This is a genomic window from Paraburkholderia sp. BR13444, assembly GCF_040948755.1.
Classification (GTDB): Bacteria; Pseudomonadota; Gammaproteobacteria; order Burkholderiales; family Burkholderiaceae; genus Paraburkholderia; species Paraburkholderia youngii.
In genome coordinates, this window is record NZ_JBFPKM010000017.1 from 37,228 (window position 1) to 53,274 (window position 16,047).

Here is a 16,047-nt window from a genome sequence, read left to right on the forward strand (position 1 = left end):
CTTTTTGCGCACATTTCGTTGGCTGCGAGCCCCAGAGTTGCAAGAGGCTGTTTGAACTATGTATATCTATGGGTCAACTCCGACCGAGAATCCATCGTTCGAGGTCAACAGCGCGCTATTGTCGCGCGCCGCCGTCTACGTGCTGAAGAGCCTGACAGACGACGAACAGCGCGAGTTGCTCGAGCGCGCGCAAAAAGAACTCGGCGGCCTCGCGTTCACCGACGAAGCGCGCGCCGCGCTGATCGGCTCCGCCGACGGCGACGGCCGCAAGCTGTTGAACAACCTCGAGATCGTCGCGCGCGCGGCCGCGCAGCAGAAGACCACCGAAATCGACGGCGCGTTATTGGGCAGCGCGCTCGCGGAAAATCTGCGCCGCTTCGACAAGGGCGGCGACGCATTCTACGACCAGATCAGCGCGCTGCATAAATCGGTGCGCGGCAGCAACCCAGACGGCGCGCTGTACTGGTTCTGCCGCATGCTCGACGGCGGCGCCGACCCGCGCTATCTGGCGCGTCGCATCGTGCGTATGGCGTGGGAAGACATCGGCCTCGCGGACCCACGCGCCGCGCGCATCACGCTCGACGCCGCCGAAACCTACGAGCGTCTCGGCTCGCCCGAAGGCGAACTCGCGCTCGCGCAGGCGATCATCTATCTGGCGGTCGCGCCGAAATCGAATGCCGGATACAACGCGTACAACGAGGCGCGGCGTTTCGTCGGCAAGGACCAGTCGCGCGCGGTACCGGTGCATCTGCGCAACGCGCCGACGAAGCTGATGAAGGAACTCGGCTACGGCCACGACTATCGCTATGCGCACGACGAACCCGATGCGTACGCGGCCGGCGAGACCTATCTTCCGGACGGCATGCGCGAGCCGCATTGGTACGAGCCAACGCCGCGTGGACTCGAAGGCAAGATCGGCGAAAAGCTCGCGCGGCTTGGCGAGCTCGATGCGCGGTGGCGCGCCGAGAACAAGCCAAAGAAGGCTTGAGGCGTTTCGCCTTGGCCGGTGCGCTAAAATCGCGGTTTCATACAACGAACATCCGTCCCATCCCATGCTCGACATCCAGTTGCTGCGCAAAGACCTCGACGGCGTCGCCAAACGCCTCGCCGACCGCGGCTATACCCTCGACGTCGCGGCCTTCACCGCGCTCGAAGCGGAACGCCGCGATACCCAGACCCGTACCGAAGAACTGCAGGCGCGCCGCAACAGCCTGTCGAAGCAGATCGGCGCGATGAAAGGGCGTGGCGAAGATACGTCGGCGGTAATGGCCGAAGTGAGCGGCATCGGCGACGAGATGAAGGCGTCGGCGGTCAAGCTCGAAGACATCCAGAAGCGTCTGTCTGATCTGCTGCTCGGCGTGCCGAATCTCGCGCACGAAAGCGTGCCGGTCGGCAACGACGAAGCCCATAACGTCGAAGTGCGCCGCTGGGGCACGCCCCGACAGTTCGACTTCGAAGTCAAGGATCACGTGGACGTCGGCACGCCGCTTGGCCTCGACTTCGAGACCGGCGCGAAGCTGTCGGGCGCGCGCTTCACGATGCTGCGCGGCCAGATTGCGCGGCTGCATCGCGCGCTCGCACAGTTCATGATCGACACGCACACGCAGCAACACGGCTATACCGAGATATACACGCCGTACATCGTGAATCCGGACATCCTGTACGGCACCGGCCAGCTGCCGAAGTTCGCGGACGATATGTTCCGCGTCGAGAAGGGCGGCGGTGAAAGCACGGTCACCCAGTATCTGATCTCGACCTCGGAAATTTCGCTGACCAACACGGTGCGTGAGAGCATCGTCGAAGCGGACGCACTGCCGATCAAGTTGACTGCGCACTCGCCGTGCTTCCGCTCGGAGGCGGGCTCGTACGGCCGCGACACGCGCGGCATGATCCGCCAGCATCAGTTCGACAAGGTCGAGATGGTGCAGGTCGTCGCTCCTGACGCATCGTACGACGCGCTCGAGCAGATGGTCGGCCATGCCGAGGCGATTCTGCAGAAGCTCGAACTGCCGTATCGCGTGATCACGCTGTGCACCGGCGACATGGGTTTCTCCGCAGCGAAGACCTATGACCTCGAAGTATGGCTGCCCGCGCAGAACACCTATCGTGAGATTTCGAGCTGCTCGAATACCGAGTCGTTCCAGGCGCGACGCATGCAGGCGCGTTTCCGCAACGCGCAGGGCAAGCCGGAGCTTGTGCATACGCTGAACGGCTCGGGTCTCGCGGTGGGCCGCACGCTCGTCGCGGTGCTCGAGAACTTCCAGAACGCCGATGGCTCGGTGACGGTGCCCACGGCATTGCGGCCGTACCTCGGCGGCGTGGAGCGGCTGGAAGTGCCGGCGGCCTGAGCGTCGCTGGCATGCGTGCAGGCGCGGTATCGTCGCGTGTCTGACGGTGCCGCTGCCGGCACCCAAGCCTCTCGAAAAAAATTTAGAAGTTTTTTCGTCGAGGGGCTTGGAAAACTGATTCGAGCTGTTTTATAATCTTTTTCTCCCAAGCAACGGCCCGCTTGGATCCGACGAGGCAGCAGCAGTTGGAATACCCGGAAAGGTGGCAGAGTGGTCGAATGTACCTGACTCGAAATCAGGCGTACGGTTTCCCCGTACCGTGGGTTCGAATCCCACCCTTTCCGCCAAATTCTGAAACCCCTTGATCTCACCGATCAAGGGGTTTTTTGTTTTGGGTTTTCGAATTGTTTTGCCAAGGCAATCCGATGTTGTTCAAGCATCATTTCTATTGGCGAAATTCATTGTTTCAATTTTTTGTACATGAGCTATTCGTTGCTCGTGGGTCTTTTTCATTCCGATTTTCCATACAAATACCTTAAGCGATACCTGCTGCGCTGTCTCCGCATTCATATGCGCGGTCATATTCGGGACATGGCCGTCGCGCGCTATAAGGGGTCGAAGTAAGAAAATTCGCGGGCGACCCGCCCCCCGATCGACTTCTTAAAGTGCGAATCTTCGCGGACCCAACACATCTCCGCAAGATCTGCCTTTTTTACAAATAAATACGATTTTTGGTTGGGCTCGGTCATTCGTTCAGGGTACGATTTACGCCGTCAGCAGCTTTTACGGGAATAATTTTCCTGTAAGACAAGAGTTGCGGCAGTAATCGGTAAAAGGTTCGCAAGGCAAACGTTTGCGGACCGACGCGCACCAACATTGTCAATCTGGACCACCGCGAGGAGCCTCTTCGCGAGCATCGGTTCAATCGGACATCACAGACGTGCGTTCCACGGCACCTCAGGACAAATGTTTTTAAGGAATGCAAATTCATTTGCATCGAATCCTTATGCATTGTCCGTCCGAATCACAGCGAATTCACCTTTGGTCTTTTTATCGGGAATTTTCCCGACATTTGGAATTACTCTGCGATGATAAAACGACGTCAATTCATTGGGGGTCTCACGGCCCTGAGCGCAAGTTATCTTTTGGCCGCATGTGGTGGCGGTGGATCCGGCACCTCGGACGACAAGACTGCCGCCGCTGCCGCTGCATCCGGCGCTTCCGGTACCGCGGCTTCGAAAACGGCCGTCGCAAAGACGAGCGATCCGAACAGTGTCTCCATTCCGCCCGCCTCGTCCATCACGGACAACTCCGGCAACGTCTGGACGCTGTCCGGAGGTGTAGGTGGCTCGGTCTACTGCAACGGTTCGCCGGCAAGCAACACCTACAACGTGCAGATGGTCCTGTTTTACGCCGGCGTGATCTATCACGAGGGCACGGGTGGTCAGTTCTACCAATGGACGGGCTCGGGCTGGAAAGGTTGCATCGACCCGCGCCTCGGTGGCACCTCGGCTGATGGCACCACGATCCCCGGTTCGTCGTACATCATCGACAAATCCAACAACATCTGGACGGTGAACAACGGTGTCATTCTCTGCAATGGGGCGCCCGTAGGCAACACGTACAACGTCTCGCTGCTGTTGTGGTACGGCGGCAAGGTCTGGCATTGCGGCACGGGTGGCCAGTTCTACGTAAACAACGAGACCGCCGGTCATTGGCTGCCATGTAGCGATCCGCGCACCGCGATCGCACCGGCCGCGGGCATGTTCTACGGCATGAACGGCCACTTCGACTACACCTACACGCCTCAACAGGTCGTGTCGATCCTGAAGGGCATGGGCTGCACCAGCTATCGCGTGGGCTGCACCAACACTTCGAACCAGCTGAACGCACTGATCGGGCTTGCGCAGGCTTTCCAGTCGGCGGGCATGACGTTGGTCGTGCTGATCAATCAGGGCGTCTACGACTCCAATGGCAACGTGTTCGCCAACGAGAGTGCCGCTTACAACCAGGGTTACTCGGTCGCCCAAGGCATCGCGAACGCACTGAAGCCGTATGGCGTGACCATATACGAATGCGGCAACGAGTTGACGCGCACGAACGCCACCGTATTGGACTTCACGAGTGCGGGCACGAAGGCGTCGGACTTCAACAACGCGAACTGGCCGGCGATGCGCGGCGTGATGCGCGGCATGATCGACGGCGTGAAGTCGGTTCAGTCCAACGCGAAATGCGGCATCAACTTCTGCGTGAACGATGTGGGCGCAGCGGACGCGCTGTGGGAAGGTATGCAGCCCGATGGTAGCGGCGGCCACCCGACCGTGCGCTGGGATATCACCACGTGGCACAACTACGAGGTGTATGGCGACGTGTTCTCGCTCGGTGCGGACGGCGCCCAACCTGGCTTCGATCTGCCGACCTATTGCAAGGCCCGTTACGGCGTGCCGTTCCTCATCACCGAGTGGAACACCGGACCGGAACGGGACGAGACCTATCGTGGGAACTACATCACGACGAGGCTCGGCGAGTTCTATCAGAATCGCAAGACGCACAATATCCAGGGCGTCATGTATTACGTGCTCGACAGCGGCGACCAGACGTTCGGCATCATGAAAGGCGGCACGCCGTTGAACCCGGCGTACAGTGCGTTCCAAAGTTTCACCGCAGCTAATCCCGACAACTAAGCCGCGGATCTCGACGCAAGCAGCCCTGCAGTCAGTCAGAATCGCGCCCAAACCCTTGTCTCAGCGTATCGAGGCGAGGGGGCGGGTGTCTCATGCGACTCGAACCCCCTCCATTACCTCCGTCAACGCGCCCGGCGACGACCGCGAAGCCGAGCGGACCCGCAATTTAGTTCGGGAAACTGAACGATGGGCGTTGCATGGCTCGATGAACGTTCGAGCCTTCTCGCCGCAAGTCCATGTGAACGCGGAAGCCGGGCAAGCCGACCACGCACGAACGGGTCACCCCGATTCGGGCGCGTGCCCCGGCATCGCCCCCCCTTAGCGCCGCCGCCTTCCGAGCATCTTTTCAGCCGGTTTGCCCGGGGTCCCTCCGCGATCCTCTGTACAATTGCCCGAAATCGCCCATCGAGCGGCGGTTGCGGGCCGCCGGGCTTTCGGGCGCGGCGGGTCATCTCGCGTTTGGACCCGCGACTCACATCGACTGAATTCATGGCCATTACCTACAAGACTCCCGACGATATCGCGAAGCTGCGCATTTCAGGCCGCCTCGCGGCCGATGTGCTGGCAATGATCGGCGAGCACGTCAAGGCAGGCGTCTCGACCGACGACCTCGACGCGCTGTGCAACGACTACATCGTCCATACGCAGAAGGCGATTCCGGCCAACGTCGGCTATCTGGGCTTTCCGAAAACCGTCTGCACGTCGGTCAACCATGTCGTGTGCCACGGCATTCCGAATCGCGGCGAGATCCTGAAGGACGGCGACATCATCAACATCGATGTCGCGATCATCAAGGACGGTTATTTCGGCGACACCAGCCGCATGTACTGCGTCGGCCAGCCGAGCACGGTCGCGCGTGCGCTGATCGACACGACCTACGAGGCGATGGTGGCCGGCATCCGCGAGGTGAAACCGGGCGCGACGCTCGGCGACGTCGGCCACGCGATCCAGAAGGTTGCGCAGCGCGAGGGCTTCTCGATCGTGCGCGACTACTGCGGGCACGGCATCGGCAAGATCTATCACGAGGACCCGCAGGTGCTGCACTACGGCCAGCCGGGGCAGGGCGTTCGCCTGAAGCCGGGCATGGTCTTCACGATCGAGCCGATGATCAACGCGGGCCGCGCCGGCACGTCGGTGCAGCGCGACGGCTGGACCGTGATCACGAAGGACCGCTCGCTGTCGGCGCAATGGGAACACATGGTCGCCGTGACCGACGACGGCTATGAACTGCTGACGCCGTGGCCGGACGGCACCGGCGACTACGACGCACCGTGAGCGGGATCGCATATTCTGGTCAATAATAAATTTGACTCGCCGGCCGGTTCGGTTAAAGCTACGCGTTAGGGTTTCCAGGGGTTTTCGTCTGCATGAGTCCGTCATTGACCGTTCGCCGCATCACTGCTGATCAGGGCGCCGTTTTTCGCGAACTCCGCACCGCCTCGCTGCGGGAGGCGCCATATGCGTTCGGCGCAACGCTCGAGGATGCGTTGTCGGCCGATGCCGCCAGTTTCGACGCGACCGCGGCGAATCACGCGGTTTCGCAGTCCGTCGGCACCTTCCTGCTCTACACCGAGGGCCATCCGGCCGGCCTCGTCGAGGCGCATTTCGACGACACCGCGGCGCGCCGCGCGTTCGTCTGCGAATTGTGGGTGGCGCCGGCCGTGCGTCATCTGCGCGGCGGCGAACTGCTCGTCGACACCGCGAGCAGCTGGCTCGCGAATGCGGGCGCCACGGAAATCTACGCGTGGGTCGCCGACACGAACCGCAACGCGATGCGCTTCTACGAGGCGCTCGGCTTTGGCCCGACCGGCGAGCACCGGCGCGTCGAGCGCGCGCCCGAGCAGGTCGAAAGTCTGCTGGTGCGGCACGTGCCGACTACCTCGCAGGTGCTTCAACAGTGATCACCCGAGCGGCACGTTGCGCGCGCCGCTCGTCTTCGCCGTCCGTTCATCACGGTCTTTTTCCCGCCAGCATTTTTCTTGCGCGCCGTCGCGCGTCGATAGCGTCGACGACACGCGTCGCGCCCACGCGCGCGAGCACCGATTCTCCCGGGAAAAATAGTGGCCGCGCGCACGTACGCCTGTAAAATACGCAAAATTTTTTGCCGAACGCTATGTCGCCCAAGAAATCGCCCTTTTTCGAACTGCGCAGCGGCTCTGTCGACACGCTGATGTTCGTGGTCAAAACGACCGACCTCGATGCGATGCGTGCCGAGCTGACGCGACGCTTCGAGGCGACCCCCGAATTCTTCGCTAACGACGTCGTCGCGATCGACGTACGGCGTCTCGCCGACAGCGAACGCGTGCCGCTCGCCGATATCGCGCAACTGCTCGACAGCGTGCGCATGCGTCCGGTCGGTGTGGTCGCGAATGCGGAGCAACAGTGGGCGACGGAGTCGGGATTGCCGCTGCTCGAAGCGCGCGACCGACGCGGCGCGCCGGCCAGACAGGCCGATGAGGACAGCACGGCGAGCGCGGCAAGCGCGGCGGCAGGCACCGAGGCAAGCGCCGGCACGAGCGCGGCCACCAGCACCGCATCCGCAACCGCCAGCACCGCTTCCGCCGCCGTCGAACCCACCTCCGCCGCCGAACCGGTGCGCCTCGCCACGTCGCCGCAAACGATGGTGGTCGACAAGCCGCTGCGCTCCGGCCAGCGCATCTACGCGAAAGGCGATCTGGTGGTGCTCGGTCTCGTCAGCTATGGCGCCGAGGTGATCGCGGAAGGCAACATCCATATTTACGCGCCGCTGCGCGGCCGGGCATTGGCCGGCGTGCAGGGCAATCACGACGCGCGCATCTTCTGTACGTGTCTCGAACCGGAACTGATCTCGATCGCGGGCATCTATCGAACGACCGAGAACCCGCTGCCGGCCGACGTGCTCGGCAAGCCGGTGCAGATCTGGCTCGAAGACGAAAAACTGATGATCGAACCGCTGCGGCTCACGTAAAAGCGCCGAGAAACGCGCGCTGCCCAAGCGATTTCGGCATGCGGCGTTTCAGGGCGACGCGCGCCGCGCATCAATTGACGCATTTGACGAACACAAGGTAAGGGTAATGGCAAAAATCATTGTGGTGACTTCGGGCAAGGGTGGCGTGGGCAAGACGACCACGAGCGCGAGCTTTGCGTCGGCCCTCGCGCTGCGCGGCAGCAAGACCGCCGTGATCGACTTCGACGTCGGCCTGCGCAACCTCGACCTCATCATGGGCTGCGAGCGCCGCGTCGTGTACGACCTGATCAACGTGATCCAGGGCGAAGCGAATCTGAACCAGGCGCTGATCAAAGACAAGAAGTGCGAGAACCTGTTCATCCTGCCGGCTTCGCAGACGCGCGATAAGGACGCGCTGACGATGGAGGGCGTCGAGAAGGTCATCAACGATCTGATCGCGATGGACTTCGAATACATCGTCTGCGATTCGCCGGCCGGTATCGAGTCGGGCGCGCTGCTTGCGATGCACTTCGCCGATGAAGCGCTGATCGTTACGAACCCGGAAGTGTCGTCGGTGCGCGACTCCGATCGCATTCTCGGCATCCTGTCGTCGAAGACCAAGCGTGCGATCGAAGGCAAGGAGCCGATCAAGGAGCATCTGCTGATTACCCGCTACAACCCGAAGCGCGTCAGCGAAGGCGAAATGCTGTCGCTGACCGACATCCAGGAAATTCTGCGCATCGATCTGATCGGCGTGATTCCGGAGTCGGAAGCGGTGCTGCACGCGTCGAACCAGGGTCTGCCGGCCGTGCATCTGGACGGCACCGATGTGGCCGAAGCCTATAAGGACGTCGTGTCGCGTTTCCTCGGCGAGCAGAAATCGCTTCGCTTTGTCGATTACCAGAAGCCCGGGCTGCTGCAGCGCCTCTTCGGCACCAAGTAAGGGGAGCGCACGTAATGTCGATTCTTTCGTTTTTGCTGGGCGAGAAAAAGAAGTCCGCGTCGGTAGCGAAGGAACGCCTGCAGTTGATCATCGCGCATGAGCGCGCCGGCGGCCATGCGCCCGCCGATTATCTGCCTGCGTTGCAACGCGAACTGGTGGCCGTGATCTCGAAGTACGTGAAGATTTCCGATGACGACATTCGCGTGAGTCTCGAGCGTCAGGACGATCTCGAGGTGCTCGAAGTCAAGATCGAAATACCGCAGGCCTGAGCTTCCGATGGACCGCGGTCCATCTCGCATCATGTGCAGGACGTCGCATTGCATCGCGTTGGTTCGACGCGATGGCGTGCGGCGTTCGGCTGTTCCTCTGGCTTCTGTCTGAAGCCGTCTCTTCGCGCCTGCACGGCGCTCGTCATTTCCCGGTCGAAATAAACCGTTGCACTTCAGCGGGTGCCGTTACACGCGCATCGTCAGCCTCGTGTCGCCCTCGCGCATTAAACCGGTAACGCCGCATCCGGTGTTCAACCTAAGAGGGAAATCATGAACAGAAGCTTTCGCCTGCTGCTTGCCAACACCGTTCTGATCGCCGCGGGTGCCGCCGCAATGGCCTCGGCTTCGGCCGCGGAAGTCGTCATCGTCGCGCCGTCCGCGCCGCCCGTCGAACGCTTTGAAGCGGTGCCCGCGCCGCGTGTCGGTTACGTATGGGATCACGGTCACTGGCGCTGGGATCACGGCCGCTACGTGTGGGTTGCCGGACACTGGCAGGCCGAGCGCGTCGGCTATCACTGGATGCCCGGCCACTGGATCGAGCATGGTCCGAACTATCGCTGGGTACCGGGACACTGGGCTTGATGCGGCCGTCGATCGTGCTTGCGACGCGCCGCGCGTGGTCGTCTACGGACGCGGCGAGCCGGAAGCATCCGTCGTGATGTCGTCTGCGGCATCACCGGCGGGCGGCTCGCCGTCGACGCTTTCCGCTTCCGGCACCTCGACCTCGGGCACTTCCGGCACCGGCGCGGGCGCCGGTTGCGGCAGCGGCGCCATGTAGCGCTCGGCGAGCGACTCATAAAGCGGCGGTGCGAACAGGCGCGACACGCGGCTCGCGATCAACGCGGTGGCCATCAGCGAAATCACGAGCGCGTGACCGTCGATCATCTCCATCACGATCACGAACGACGTGATCGGCGACTGCGTGACCGCGGCCAGATAGCCGACCATCGCGAGCGCGATCAGCATCGGCAACTGCATCGAATCGAACACCATGTGCAGCAGATTGCCGAAGCCCGCGCCGATCGACAGCGACGGCGCGAAGATGCCACCCGGAATGCCGGGCAGGTACGAGCCGACCATCGCGATCATCTTCAGGAACGGATAGAACACCGACAACTGCCCGTGTCCCTCCAGCAGGCCACGCGCTTCGGTATAGCCGCTGCCGAACGTCGTGCCGCCCGCGATCACGCCGACCACGGCGATTGCGAAGCCGCACAGCGCGGCGAACACGACCGGCCGCTCGCCGTGCAACTGACGCAGCGGCGCCGGAATCCAGCGCGCGGTGTTGAGCAGCAGCCAGCCGAAAATGCCGCCCGCGATGCCCGTGACGATTGCGGTGAGCACTACCGCGACGGCGAGCAGATCGGGGAAATGCGCGCCGATCCTGATCGTGCCGAAATACGTGTAGTTGCCGTTCAGGCCCAGTGCGACCACACCCGCGATGACGATCGCCGTGATCAGCACACCGCTCGTGCGGGCCTCGAAGCTGCGCGTCAATTCCTCGATCGCGAACACGACGCCCGCGAGCGGCGTATTGAATGCCGCCGATAAACCCGCTGCCGCGCCCGCAAGCGCGAGTTGCCGTTCGATTTGCACATTCGAGCGCGGGTAGAAGCGGCGCAGATTGAACATCAGCGCGGCGCCGACCTGCACGGTCGGTCCTTCACGGCCGATCGTCAGGCCGCCGAGAATCGCGATAAACGATACTCCGATCTTGCCGAGCAGAATCCGCAGCGAGAGCAGCCTCGCGCCGTACCCGCGCTGCTTCGTGTGCAGCGTCGCGATGACCTGCGGGATGCCGCTGCCCTCGGAGCCGCGAAAGAACTTGCGCGTGAGCCAGACCGCGAGCGCCGCGACCACGGGTGTGATCACGAGCGGTGCCCACGGATATCGCTGCCGGACATCGAGAAACGCGTCATAACCCCAGTCGATCAGACGCGCATAGAGCACCGCGACGAGACCGACGGCGATGGCACCGAGCCAGAAGATGCCGTATTGCCGCCACAGGCGTTTCGTGCGACGCATGACAGCGTGCGAACGGGAAGGGAAGGGCCGGGACATGAATTGGATTCGTGCAAAGGGCCCAGTATAAAACGTGCGGGACAGGCCAGAATGCGTGAAAGACTTTTGAAAAAATCAACTACGATGGATTGTCAGGCGTATATCTTTTGTTGTGTATATCTTTTGTTGTAATTCGCCGTATTGAAATCCGGACCGGGCACAATGTCCATTTGGCAGGGGGGCGGTAATAACGTCGGCTAGAATAGTTTCCACTTCGGAAAACGAAGAGACCCTCAATGAAGCGAATCCTAATCGTCAAGGTCACTTCACTAGGCGATATCGTGCAGGCGCTGCCAGTCGTCGCCGATATCAAACGCGCATTTCCTGGTGTTCAGGTGGATTGGGCGGCGGACGAAGCATTTGCACCAGTCGTGCAGTGGAGCCAGGGCGTCGATCGCGTGCTATGCGCGCCGCTGCGCCGCTTCAAGAAGTCGCGTCGCTGGAGCGATCTGAAGGCGATCTGGGCATCGATCGGCGAGCTGCGCGCGTATCACTACGACTACATCATCGATATTCACGGCGTCTACAAGAGCGCGATCATCGCCTTCCTCGCGCGCTCGTCGCGGCGCTTCGGCTATCAGTCTCAGGATCTGGGCGAGCGGGGCGCCTCGTTCGCCTATACCGGGCGTTTCGGTCCACGCCCGCAAGGCAGCGCGTGGCACGGCATGCGCATCAGCGCTAGCGAGGCGCTCGGCTACGAAGTGGAAGGCCCGCCCATCTACGACCTACGGCTACCTGCAGTCGTGCCGCAGCCGTTCGCGACGCAGGACGCGCCTGTCGCGGCGCTCTTTCATGCCACCTCGAAAGCCGAGAAGAAATGGCCGCTCACCCATTGGGCGGCTGTCGGGCGCGACTTGAGCGAGCGCGGGTTTCGTGTGGTCCTGCCCTGGGGTTCGGACGGTGAGCTTGCCGAAGCCTTGCAGATCTCCGCACAGGTGCCGGGCGCGACCGTGCTGCCGCAAATGAGCGTGACCGAAGTCGCGCAGATGATCGGCGCGTGCGCGCTCGTGGTCGGTACCGATACGGGCTTCGTGCACCTCGCGCATGCGCTGCAGAAGCGCACCGTGATGATCTTCGTCGCGACGTCGCCAGCGCATTGCGGCGTCGAGACGCCGTATCGCTCGACCTCGATCGGTGACGGTCGCTCGGTACCGCCCATTAGCGCGGCGCTCGAAGCGATCGACTATGTACACGCGGCGGAGCCGGTTCTCGCTATGCAGCACGGATCGGCCGCCGCCTGAGCTCACGCAATCGTTTGCGCAAAAGAAAAAGAGGCGCGACGCGTAGTCCACCCCTGCGGGCGGGGACTGCATCGTCGCGCCTCGAAGAACGCCCGTGTCGGGGAACAGCGGGCGGAGAGGAATCGATTACACGTCTGTTAAAACTGTCGCTTTTCGTTGAACGCCGCAGCGTCCGATGCGCGCACGACAAGGCGGCCAGCTGGTAGGTCGCGGTGCATCGAGGCTCGCGCGGCGCGCGTTGAACCGCTCGATTGCGGCGACGCTGGCGCGGCCAGCAAGGCTTCTATCGCGACAGTGCGCTCAACGGAGTATAGGCGGTGTTTTTCGCCAGGGCGGCGTGATCCGGTGATAGCGGGGCAGGTCGTTCGAACACGCTCGTCCAACGCGCCGATGCTGTAACAGCCCGGTGATCTTCCCTTACAAATGGCAACGTTCGCCGCGGCGCGCATCGTGTCCAATCGGGTCATTCGGGGTTTGCGCTCGAATCAATCCGACTCGATGGAGAACAACATGAAACGCTTGATCCTGACTCTCGTGGCCGGCGCACTGCTGGCATCGGCGCTCGGCGGCTGCGTCATTGCGCCGGCGCCGGGCTACTACTACGGCGGCGGTGGCTACTACCATCACGGCTACTATTACTAAGCCGCGCTCGAGCTCCTCGAGCCACTGGCCTCAGGCGACCAGCATTTCGAATGCGACCACCGCGGCAATAGCCGCGGCGTTCGCGGCCAGCGCCTCGACGACGATGGATTTCCATGACGCCGGACGGAAGCGCAGCGCGAGCAGCAGCGAGCCGAGCAAGGCCAGCGCGATGATCATCACGATATCGGCATTGTGAAGATGGACGTTCATGCGAGTCTCCCTGTTTTTTATAGGGTTATGTCGGGGAGTATAGGCAAGTCAAAAAGACGCGCAAGGCGGGGGATTACCCGGGCCGCCGAGCGGAAATGTCGAAGCAATAATGCCCGTTGCATACTGGCGCAGACGCGTAAAAACTGCGCGTGAGCGGCATCGGTCGAACTTCGGCAAACGCGAATCGACGCAAGCTTGGTTGCGTCGATTCGCATTGCGTCACTTCATCAGACTCGCGTCACGCGTCTCGCGCATGCAAAGCACGCCGACGAGACTCACGGCCGCCGCGACCGACACGTACGCGCCGACCCACGGCAAGCCGCCATGCGCGGCCAGCACCTGCGCGATATACGGCGCGACCGACGCGCCGAGAATCCCGCCGAGGTTGTATGCGACGCCGGCGCCGGTATAGCGCACATTGGTCGGAAATAGCTCTGGCAGCAGCGCGCCCATCGGCGCGAACGTCACGCCCATCAGGAACAGCTGGATCACGAGGAACAGCAGTACCAGCAACGGCTCACCGCTGCCGAGCAGCGGCGCCATCGTGAAGCCCGACAGGATCGCCGCGATGATGCCGACGATCAGCACCGGCTTGCGCCCGAAGCGGTCGCTCGCGCGGGCCGACAGCGGTGTCGCGATCGCCATGAACACGACCGCGATGCACAGCAGGCCGAGGAACGTCTGCCGCGGAATATGCAGCGAGCCGACGCCGTACGACAGCGAGAACGTCGTCGCGTTGTAGAACAGCGTGTAGCAGACCACCATCGCGAGCGCGCCGAGCACGGTCGGCACCCAGTGCTGCGAGAACAGCGTCGCGATCGGCACGCGCACGCGTTCCTTGCGCTCGATCGCTGCCTGGAACGCGGGCGTCTCGGCGATCTTCAGCCGCACGTACAGGCCGAGCGCGACCAGCACCGAGCTGACGAGGAACGGCACGCGCCAGCCCCAGCTACGGAACTGCTCGTCGGAGAGCGACATGGAGAGCGCGAAGAACAGGCCGTTGGACGCGAGAAAGCCGATCGACGGTCCAAGCTGCGGAAACATGCCGAACCAGCCGCGTTTGCCGGCCGGCGCGTTTTCGGTGGCGAGCAGCGCGGCGCCGCCCCATTCGCCGCCGAGGCCGATACCCTGGCCGAAACGCAGCACGCACAGCAGGATCGGCGCGAGGCTGCCGATCGCGTCGTAGCCCGGCACGAAGCCGATCAGCGTGGTCGACAGGCCCATCACGAGCAGCGACGCGACCAGAGTCGACTTGCGGCCGATGCGATCGCCGAAGTGGCCGAACAGGAACGAGCCGATCGGTCGCGCGACGAACGCGATGCCGAACGTGACGAACGCGGACAGCGCTTGCGCGGTGGCCGAGCCATGCGGGAAGAACACCGGTCCGATCACGAGCGCCGCGGCGGTCGCGTAGACATAGAAATCGTAGAACTCGATCGCGGTGCCTATGAAGCTCGCGAAGATGATCCGCGCGCTACTGTTTTGCCCGCTTGCGGGCTGAGCCGCGGAAATCGGCGAAGTGGACATGCAGGGGTCTCCAATTGTCGTGAGGCCGCGGCGCGCCGAGCCTTGCTTCGCAAGGCGGCGCGCGAGGGCGGCATCCTCGTTGAGGTATAGGTTTGGGCGCCGCACGCGGGTGGCGCCGCGGCACTGCAGTCGGCTCATGCGCTGCGCCGACGGGTGTGCGGGCGGCGTGAGCCATGCCGGAAGGCTCCGGCGCGGGGAATCGGAAAATTATAGCGAGCGCGCTCGTCGCGCAGCAATGGCGGCGTAAGCTTGCGCGGCAACGAGGGGTGCGTTGGGAGCTATGCGCAATGACTCGAGCAGGTCACCTGTGGCCTGCCCGATGCGGTGATGCCCGAGATGGCGCGTGTCAGCGCACGCGCCAAGCACGCTCATTCGTACGCTTCCGCTTGCGGCGAGGCGAGTTCGCGCAACTGGAACTTGCCGTTGTCGTTGAACAGCCAGTCTTCGAACAGCTCGAGCTGGCCGCGGGCGTTCAGCAGCTTGCCGGGCGGTAGCGGCAGCGGCGCCGAGCGGCGCAGCGACGCGAGCGCGGTGCTTTCGGCTTCGTCGTCGCCGTTGGTGCGATACACCGACGACTGGACGATGCGTCCATCACGATCGACCGTGAACGACACCACCACCAGCGAGCGCAGCATCGGCTGAGGCCTGCCCTGGAGCACATACGACGGATTGCGCTCGACGATTCGTCGTGCGACCGCGTCGCGATATTGATCGAGCGTCGCGCTGTTGATCGCGGCGACCGGTGTGCTGACGGTTTCGTGCGGCGCGAGCGGAGTGATCGTGCAACCGGCCACGGCAACGACACCAAGCGCGGCGAGCAACAGCCGATGCCTGGGTGCTGCGGTGAAGGAGTGCGGGGTCACACGGGGAACAGGAGGGGGAGAAGTGCGTGAGAGCATCGTCGACGAACCGCGAGGAGAGCCTGATTGAATGGTAGTCAAAAACCGGCGGGATTCAATTGGCGTTCGCCCGCTGAATGTCGTTGCGCATGTGCCGCTGGCGCGCTTTGCTTTCCGATGTAAAGGCCGGAAATATGCACGCGTTGGTCGGCGGGCGAAACCCGCCTACACTCTGGCGGCCTCATGCTAAGGCATCGGTGGAAGTCTTTTCAGCCCGCTTCTCGCGGGCTTTCTTTTACCTGCGATTCGCCAATTGCACGCGGCAACAAAAAAGGCGAACCCGTCAAACGGGTCCGCCTTTTCGCTCTCGGTTCAACCAGCCACGCCGCAAGCCTAGGCTCACGGCGCCGCCCAATC

The 16,047-nt window shown here is 62.8% G+C and carries 14 protein-coding genes, 1 tRNA gene and 1 pseudogene; 12 read left to right on the forward strand and 4 right to left on the reverse strand.

All coding sequences use genetic code 11. The annotated features are described in order from the left end of the window. Window positions 1–82: 82 nt before the first annotated feature. From AB3X95_RS32355 to AB3X95_RS32400, 10 genes and pseudogenes are all read left to right on the forward strand, one after another. Window positions 83–988 (forward strand): annotated as a pseudogene (locus AB3X95_RS32355) (replication-associated recombination protein A); the annotation flags it as partial. Window positions 989–1,052: 64 nt separating this feature from the next. After that, window positions 1,053–2,348: a serine--tRNA ligase gene (serS, locus tag AB3X95_RS32360; protein ID WP_176121177.1), complete on the forward strand. Its 1,296-nt coding sequence runs from the start codon at window positions 1,053–1,055 to the stop codon at window positions 2,346–2,348. Window positions 2,349–2,544: 196 nt separating this feature from the next. Then, window positions 2,545–2,635, forward strand: a tRNA-Ser gene (locus AB3X95_RS32365). 741 nt (window positions 2,636–3,376) lie between these two features. Continuing rightward, on the forward strand, window positions 3,377–4,972 hold the full coding sequence (locus tag AB3X95_RS32370) for a hypothetical protein (protein WP_176367026.1): 1,596 nt from the start codon (window positions 3,377–3,379) through the stop codon (window positions 4,970–4,972). Between the two features lie 489 nt (window positions 4,973–5,461). Beyond that, window positions 5,462–6,247: a type I methionyl aminopeptidase gene (gene map, locus AB3X95_RS32375; protein ID WP_176121179.1), complete on the forward strand. Its 786-nt coding sequence runs from the start codon at window positions 5,462–5,464 to the stop codon at window positions 6,245–6,247. Between the two features lie 92 nt (window positions 6,248–6,339). Next, window positions 6,340–6,873 carry a GNAT family N-acetyltransferase gene (locus AB3X95_RS32380; protein WP_026227959.1) on the forward strand — a complete coding sequence of 178 codons (534 nt, stop codon included), beginning with the start codon at window positions 6,340–6,342 and terminating at the stop codon, window positions 6,871–6,873. A 212-nt stretch (window positions 6,874–7,085) separates the two neighbouring features. Then, window positions 7,086–7,919, forward strand: coding sequence for a septum site-determining protein MinC (minC, locus tag AB3X95_RS32385; protein ID WP_176121180.1), 834 nt, complete (start codon window positions 7,086–7,088; stop codon window positions 7,917–7,919). A 106-nt stretch (window positions 7,920–8,025) separates the two neighbouring features. Next, window positions 8,026–8,841, forward strand: coding sequence for a septum site-determining protein MinD (gene minD, locus AB3X95_RS32390; protein ID WP_013088749.1), 816 nt, complete (start codon window positions 8,026–8,028; stop codon window positions 8,839–8,841). Between the two features lie 14 nt (window positions 8,842–8,855). Then, window positions 8,856–9,110 (forward strand): cell division topological specificity factor MinE, encoded by a 255-nt coding sequence (minE, locus tag AB3X95_RS32395; RefSeq protein WP_008922443.1) that lies wholly within the window; start codon window positions 8,856–8,858, stop codon window positions 9,108–9,110. Between the two features lie 270 nt (window positions 9,111–9,380). Continuing rightward, the gene (locus AB3X95_RS32400) at window positions 9,381–9,692 is read left to right on the forward strand and encodes a YXWGXW repeat-containing protein (protein WP_176121181.1); all 312 of its coding nucleotides are present in this window, start codon (window positions 9,381–9,383) and stop codon (window positions 9,690–9,692) included. A 42-nt stretch (window positions 9,693–9,734) separates the two neighbouring features. Here the strand turns inward: AB3X95_RS32400 and AB3X95_RS32405 are convergent, their stop codons facing one another. Beyond that, window positions 9,735–11,171 carry a chloride channel protein gene (locus AB3X95_RS32405; protein ID WP_368623436.1) on the reverse strand — a complete coding sequence of 479 codons (1,437 nt, stop codon included), beginning with the start codon at window positions 11,169–11,171 and terminating at the stop codon, window positions 9,735–9,737. Window positions 11,172–11,407: 236 nt separating this feature from the next. Here AB3X95_RS32405 and waaC point away from each other — a divergent pair, with 236 nt between their 5' ends. Together waaC and AB3X95_RS32415 are read left to right on the forward strand one after the other, a co-directional pair. Beyond that, window positions 11,408–12,412, forward strand: coding sequence for a lipopolysaccharide heptosyltransferase I (gene waaC, locus AB3X95_RS32410; RefSeq protein WP_176367030.1), 1,005 nt, complete (start codon window positions 11,408–11,410; stop codon window positions 12,410–12,412). Window positions 12,413–12,922: 510 nt separating this feature from the next. Further along, the gene (locus AB3X95_RS32415; RefSeq protein ID WP_255215071.1) at window positions 12,923–13,054 is read left to right on the forward strand and encodes a hypothetical protein; all 132 of its coding nucleotides are present in this window, start codon (window positions 12,923–12,925) and stop codon (window positions 13,052–13,054) included. 30 nt (window positions 13,055–13,084) lie between these two features. On the opposite strand, the gene AB3X95_RS32420 is transcribed toward AB3X95_RS32415, so the two are convergent. From AB3X95_RS32420 to AB3X95_RS32430, 3 genes are all read right to left on the reverse strand, one after another. After that, window positions 13,085–13,264, reverse strand: a complete 180-nt coding sequence (locus tag AB3X95_RS32420) for a hypothetical protein (protein ID WP_013088754.1) — start codon at window positions 13,262–13,264, stop codon at window positions 13,085–13,087. Between the two features lie 219 nt (window positions 13,265–13,483). Further along, on the reverse strand, window positions 13,484–14,791 hold the full coding sequence (locus AB3X95_RS32425) for an MFS transporter (RefSeq protein ID WP_176121184.1): 1,308 nt from the start codon (window positions 14,789–14,791) through the stop codon (window positions 13,484–13,486). 368 nt (window positions 14,792–15,159) lie between these two features. After that, window positions 15,160–15,690 carry an energy transducer TonB gene (locus tag AB3X95_RS32430; RefSeq protein WP_176367032.1) on the reverse strand — a complete coding sequence of 177 codons (531 nt, stop codon included), beginning with the start codon at window positions 15,688–15,690 and terminating at the stop codon, window positions 15,160–15,162. Window positions 15,691–16,047 lie beyond the last annotated feature (357 nt).

Coding starts and splice junctions, on each gene's coding strand:
- minC (WP_176121180.1), top strand. CDS start 7,086: ATGTCGCCCAAGAAATCGCCCTTTTTCGAACTGCGCAGCGGCTCTGTC.
- minE (WP_008922443.1), top strand. CDS start 8,856: ATGTCGATTCTTTCGTTTTTGCTGGGCGAGAAAAAGAAGTCCGCGTCG.
- AB3X95_RS32415 (WP_255215071.1), top strand. CDS start 12,923: ATGAAACGCTTGATCCTGACTCTCGTGGCCGGCGCACTGCTGGCATCG.
- minD (WP_013088749.1), top strand. CDS start 8,026: ATGGCAAAAATCATTGTGGTGACTTCGGGCAAGGGTGGCGTGGGCAAG.
- AB3X95_RS32380 (WP_026227959.1), top strand. CDS start 6,340: ATGAGTCCGTCATTGACCGTTCGCCGCATCACTGCTGATCAGGGCGCC.
- AB3X95_RS32425 (WP_176121184.1), bottom strand. CDS start 14,791: ATGTCCACTTCGCCGATTTCCGCGGCTCAGCCCGCAAGCGGGCAAAAC.
- AB3X95_RS32430 (WP_176367032.1), bottom strand. CDS start 15,690: ATGCTCTCACGCACTTCTCCCCCTCCTGTTCCCCGTGTGACCCCGCAC.
- waaC (WP_176367030.1), top strand. CDS start 11,408: ATGAAGCGAATCCTAATCGTCAAGGTCACTTCACTAGGCGATATCGTG.
- AB3X95_RS32370 (WP_176367026.1), top strand. CDS start 3,377: ATGATAAAACGACGTCAATTCATTGGGGGTCTCACGGCCCTGAGCGCA.
- AB3X95_RS32400 (WP_176121181.1), top strand. CDS start 9,381: ATGAACAGAAGCTTTCGCCTGCTGCTTGCCAACACCGTTCTGATCGCC.
- AB3X95_RS32405 (WP_368623436.1), bottom strand. CDS start 11,171: ATGTCCCGGCCCTTCCCTTCCCGTTCGCACGCTGTCATGCGTCGCACG.
- AB3X95_RS32420 (WP_013088754.1), bottom strand. CDS start 13,264: ATGAACGTCCATCTTCACAATGCCGATATCGTGATGATCATCGCGCTG.
- serS (WP_176121177.1), top strand. CDS start 1,053: ATGCTCGACATCCAGTTGCTGCGCAAAGACCTCGACGGCGTCGCCAAA.
- map (WP_176121179.1), top strand. CDS start 5,462: ATGGCCATTACCTACAAGACTCCCGACGATATCGCGAAGCTGCGCATT.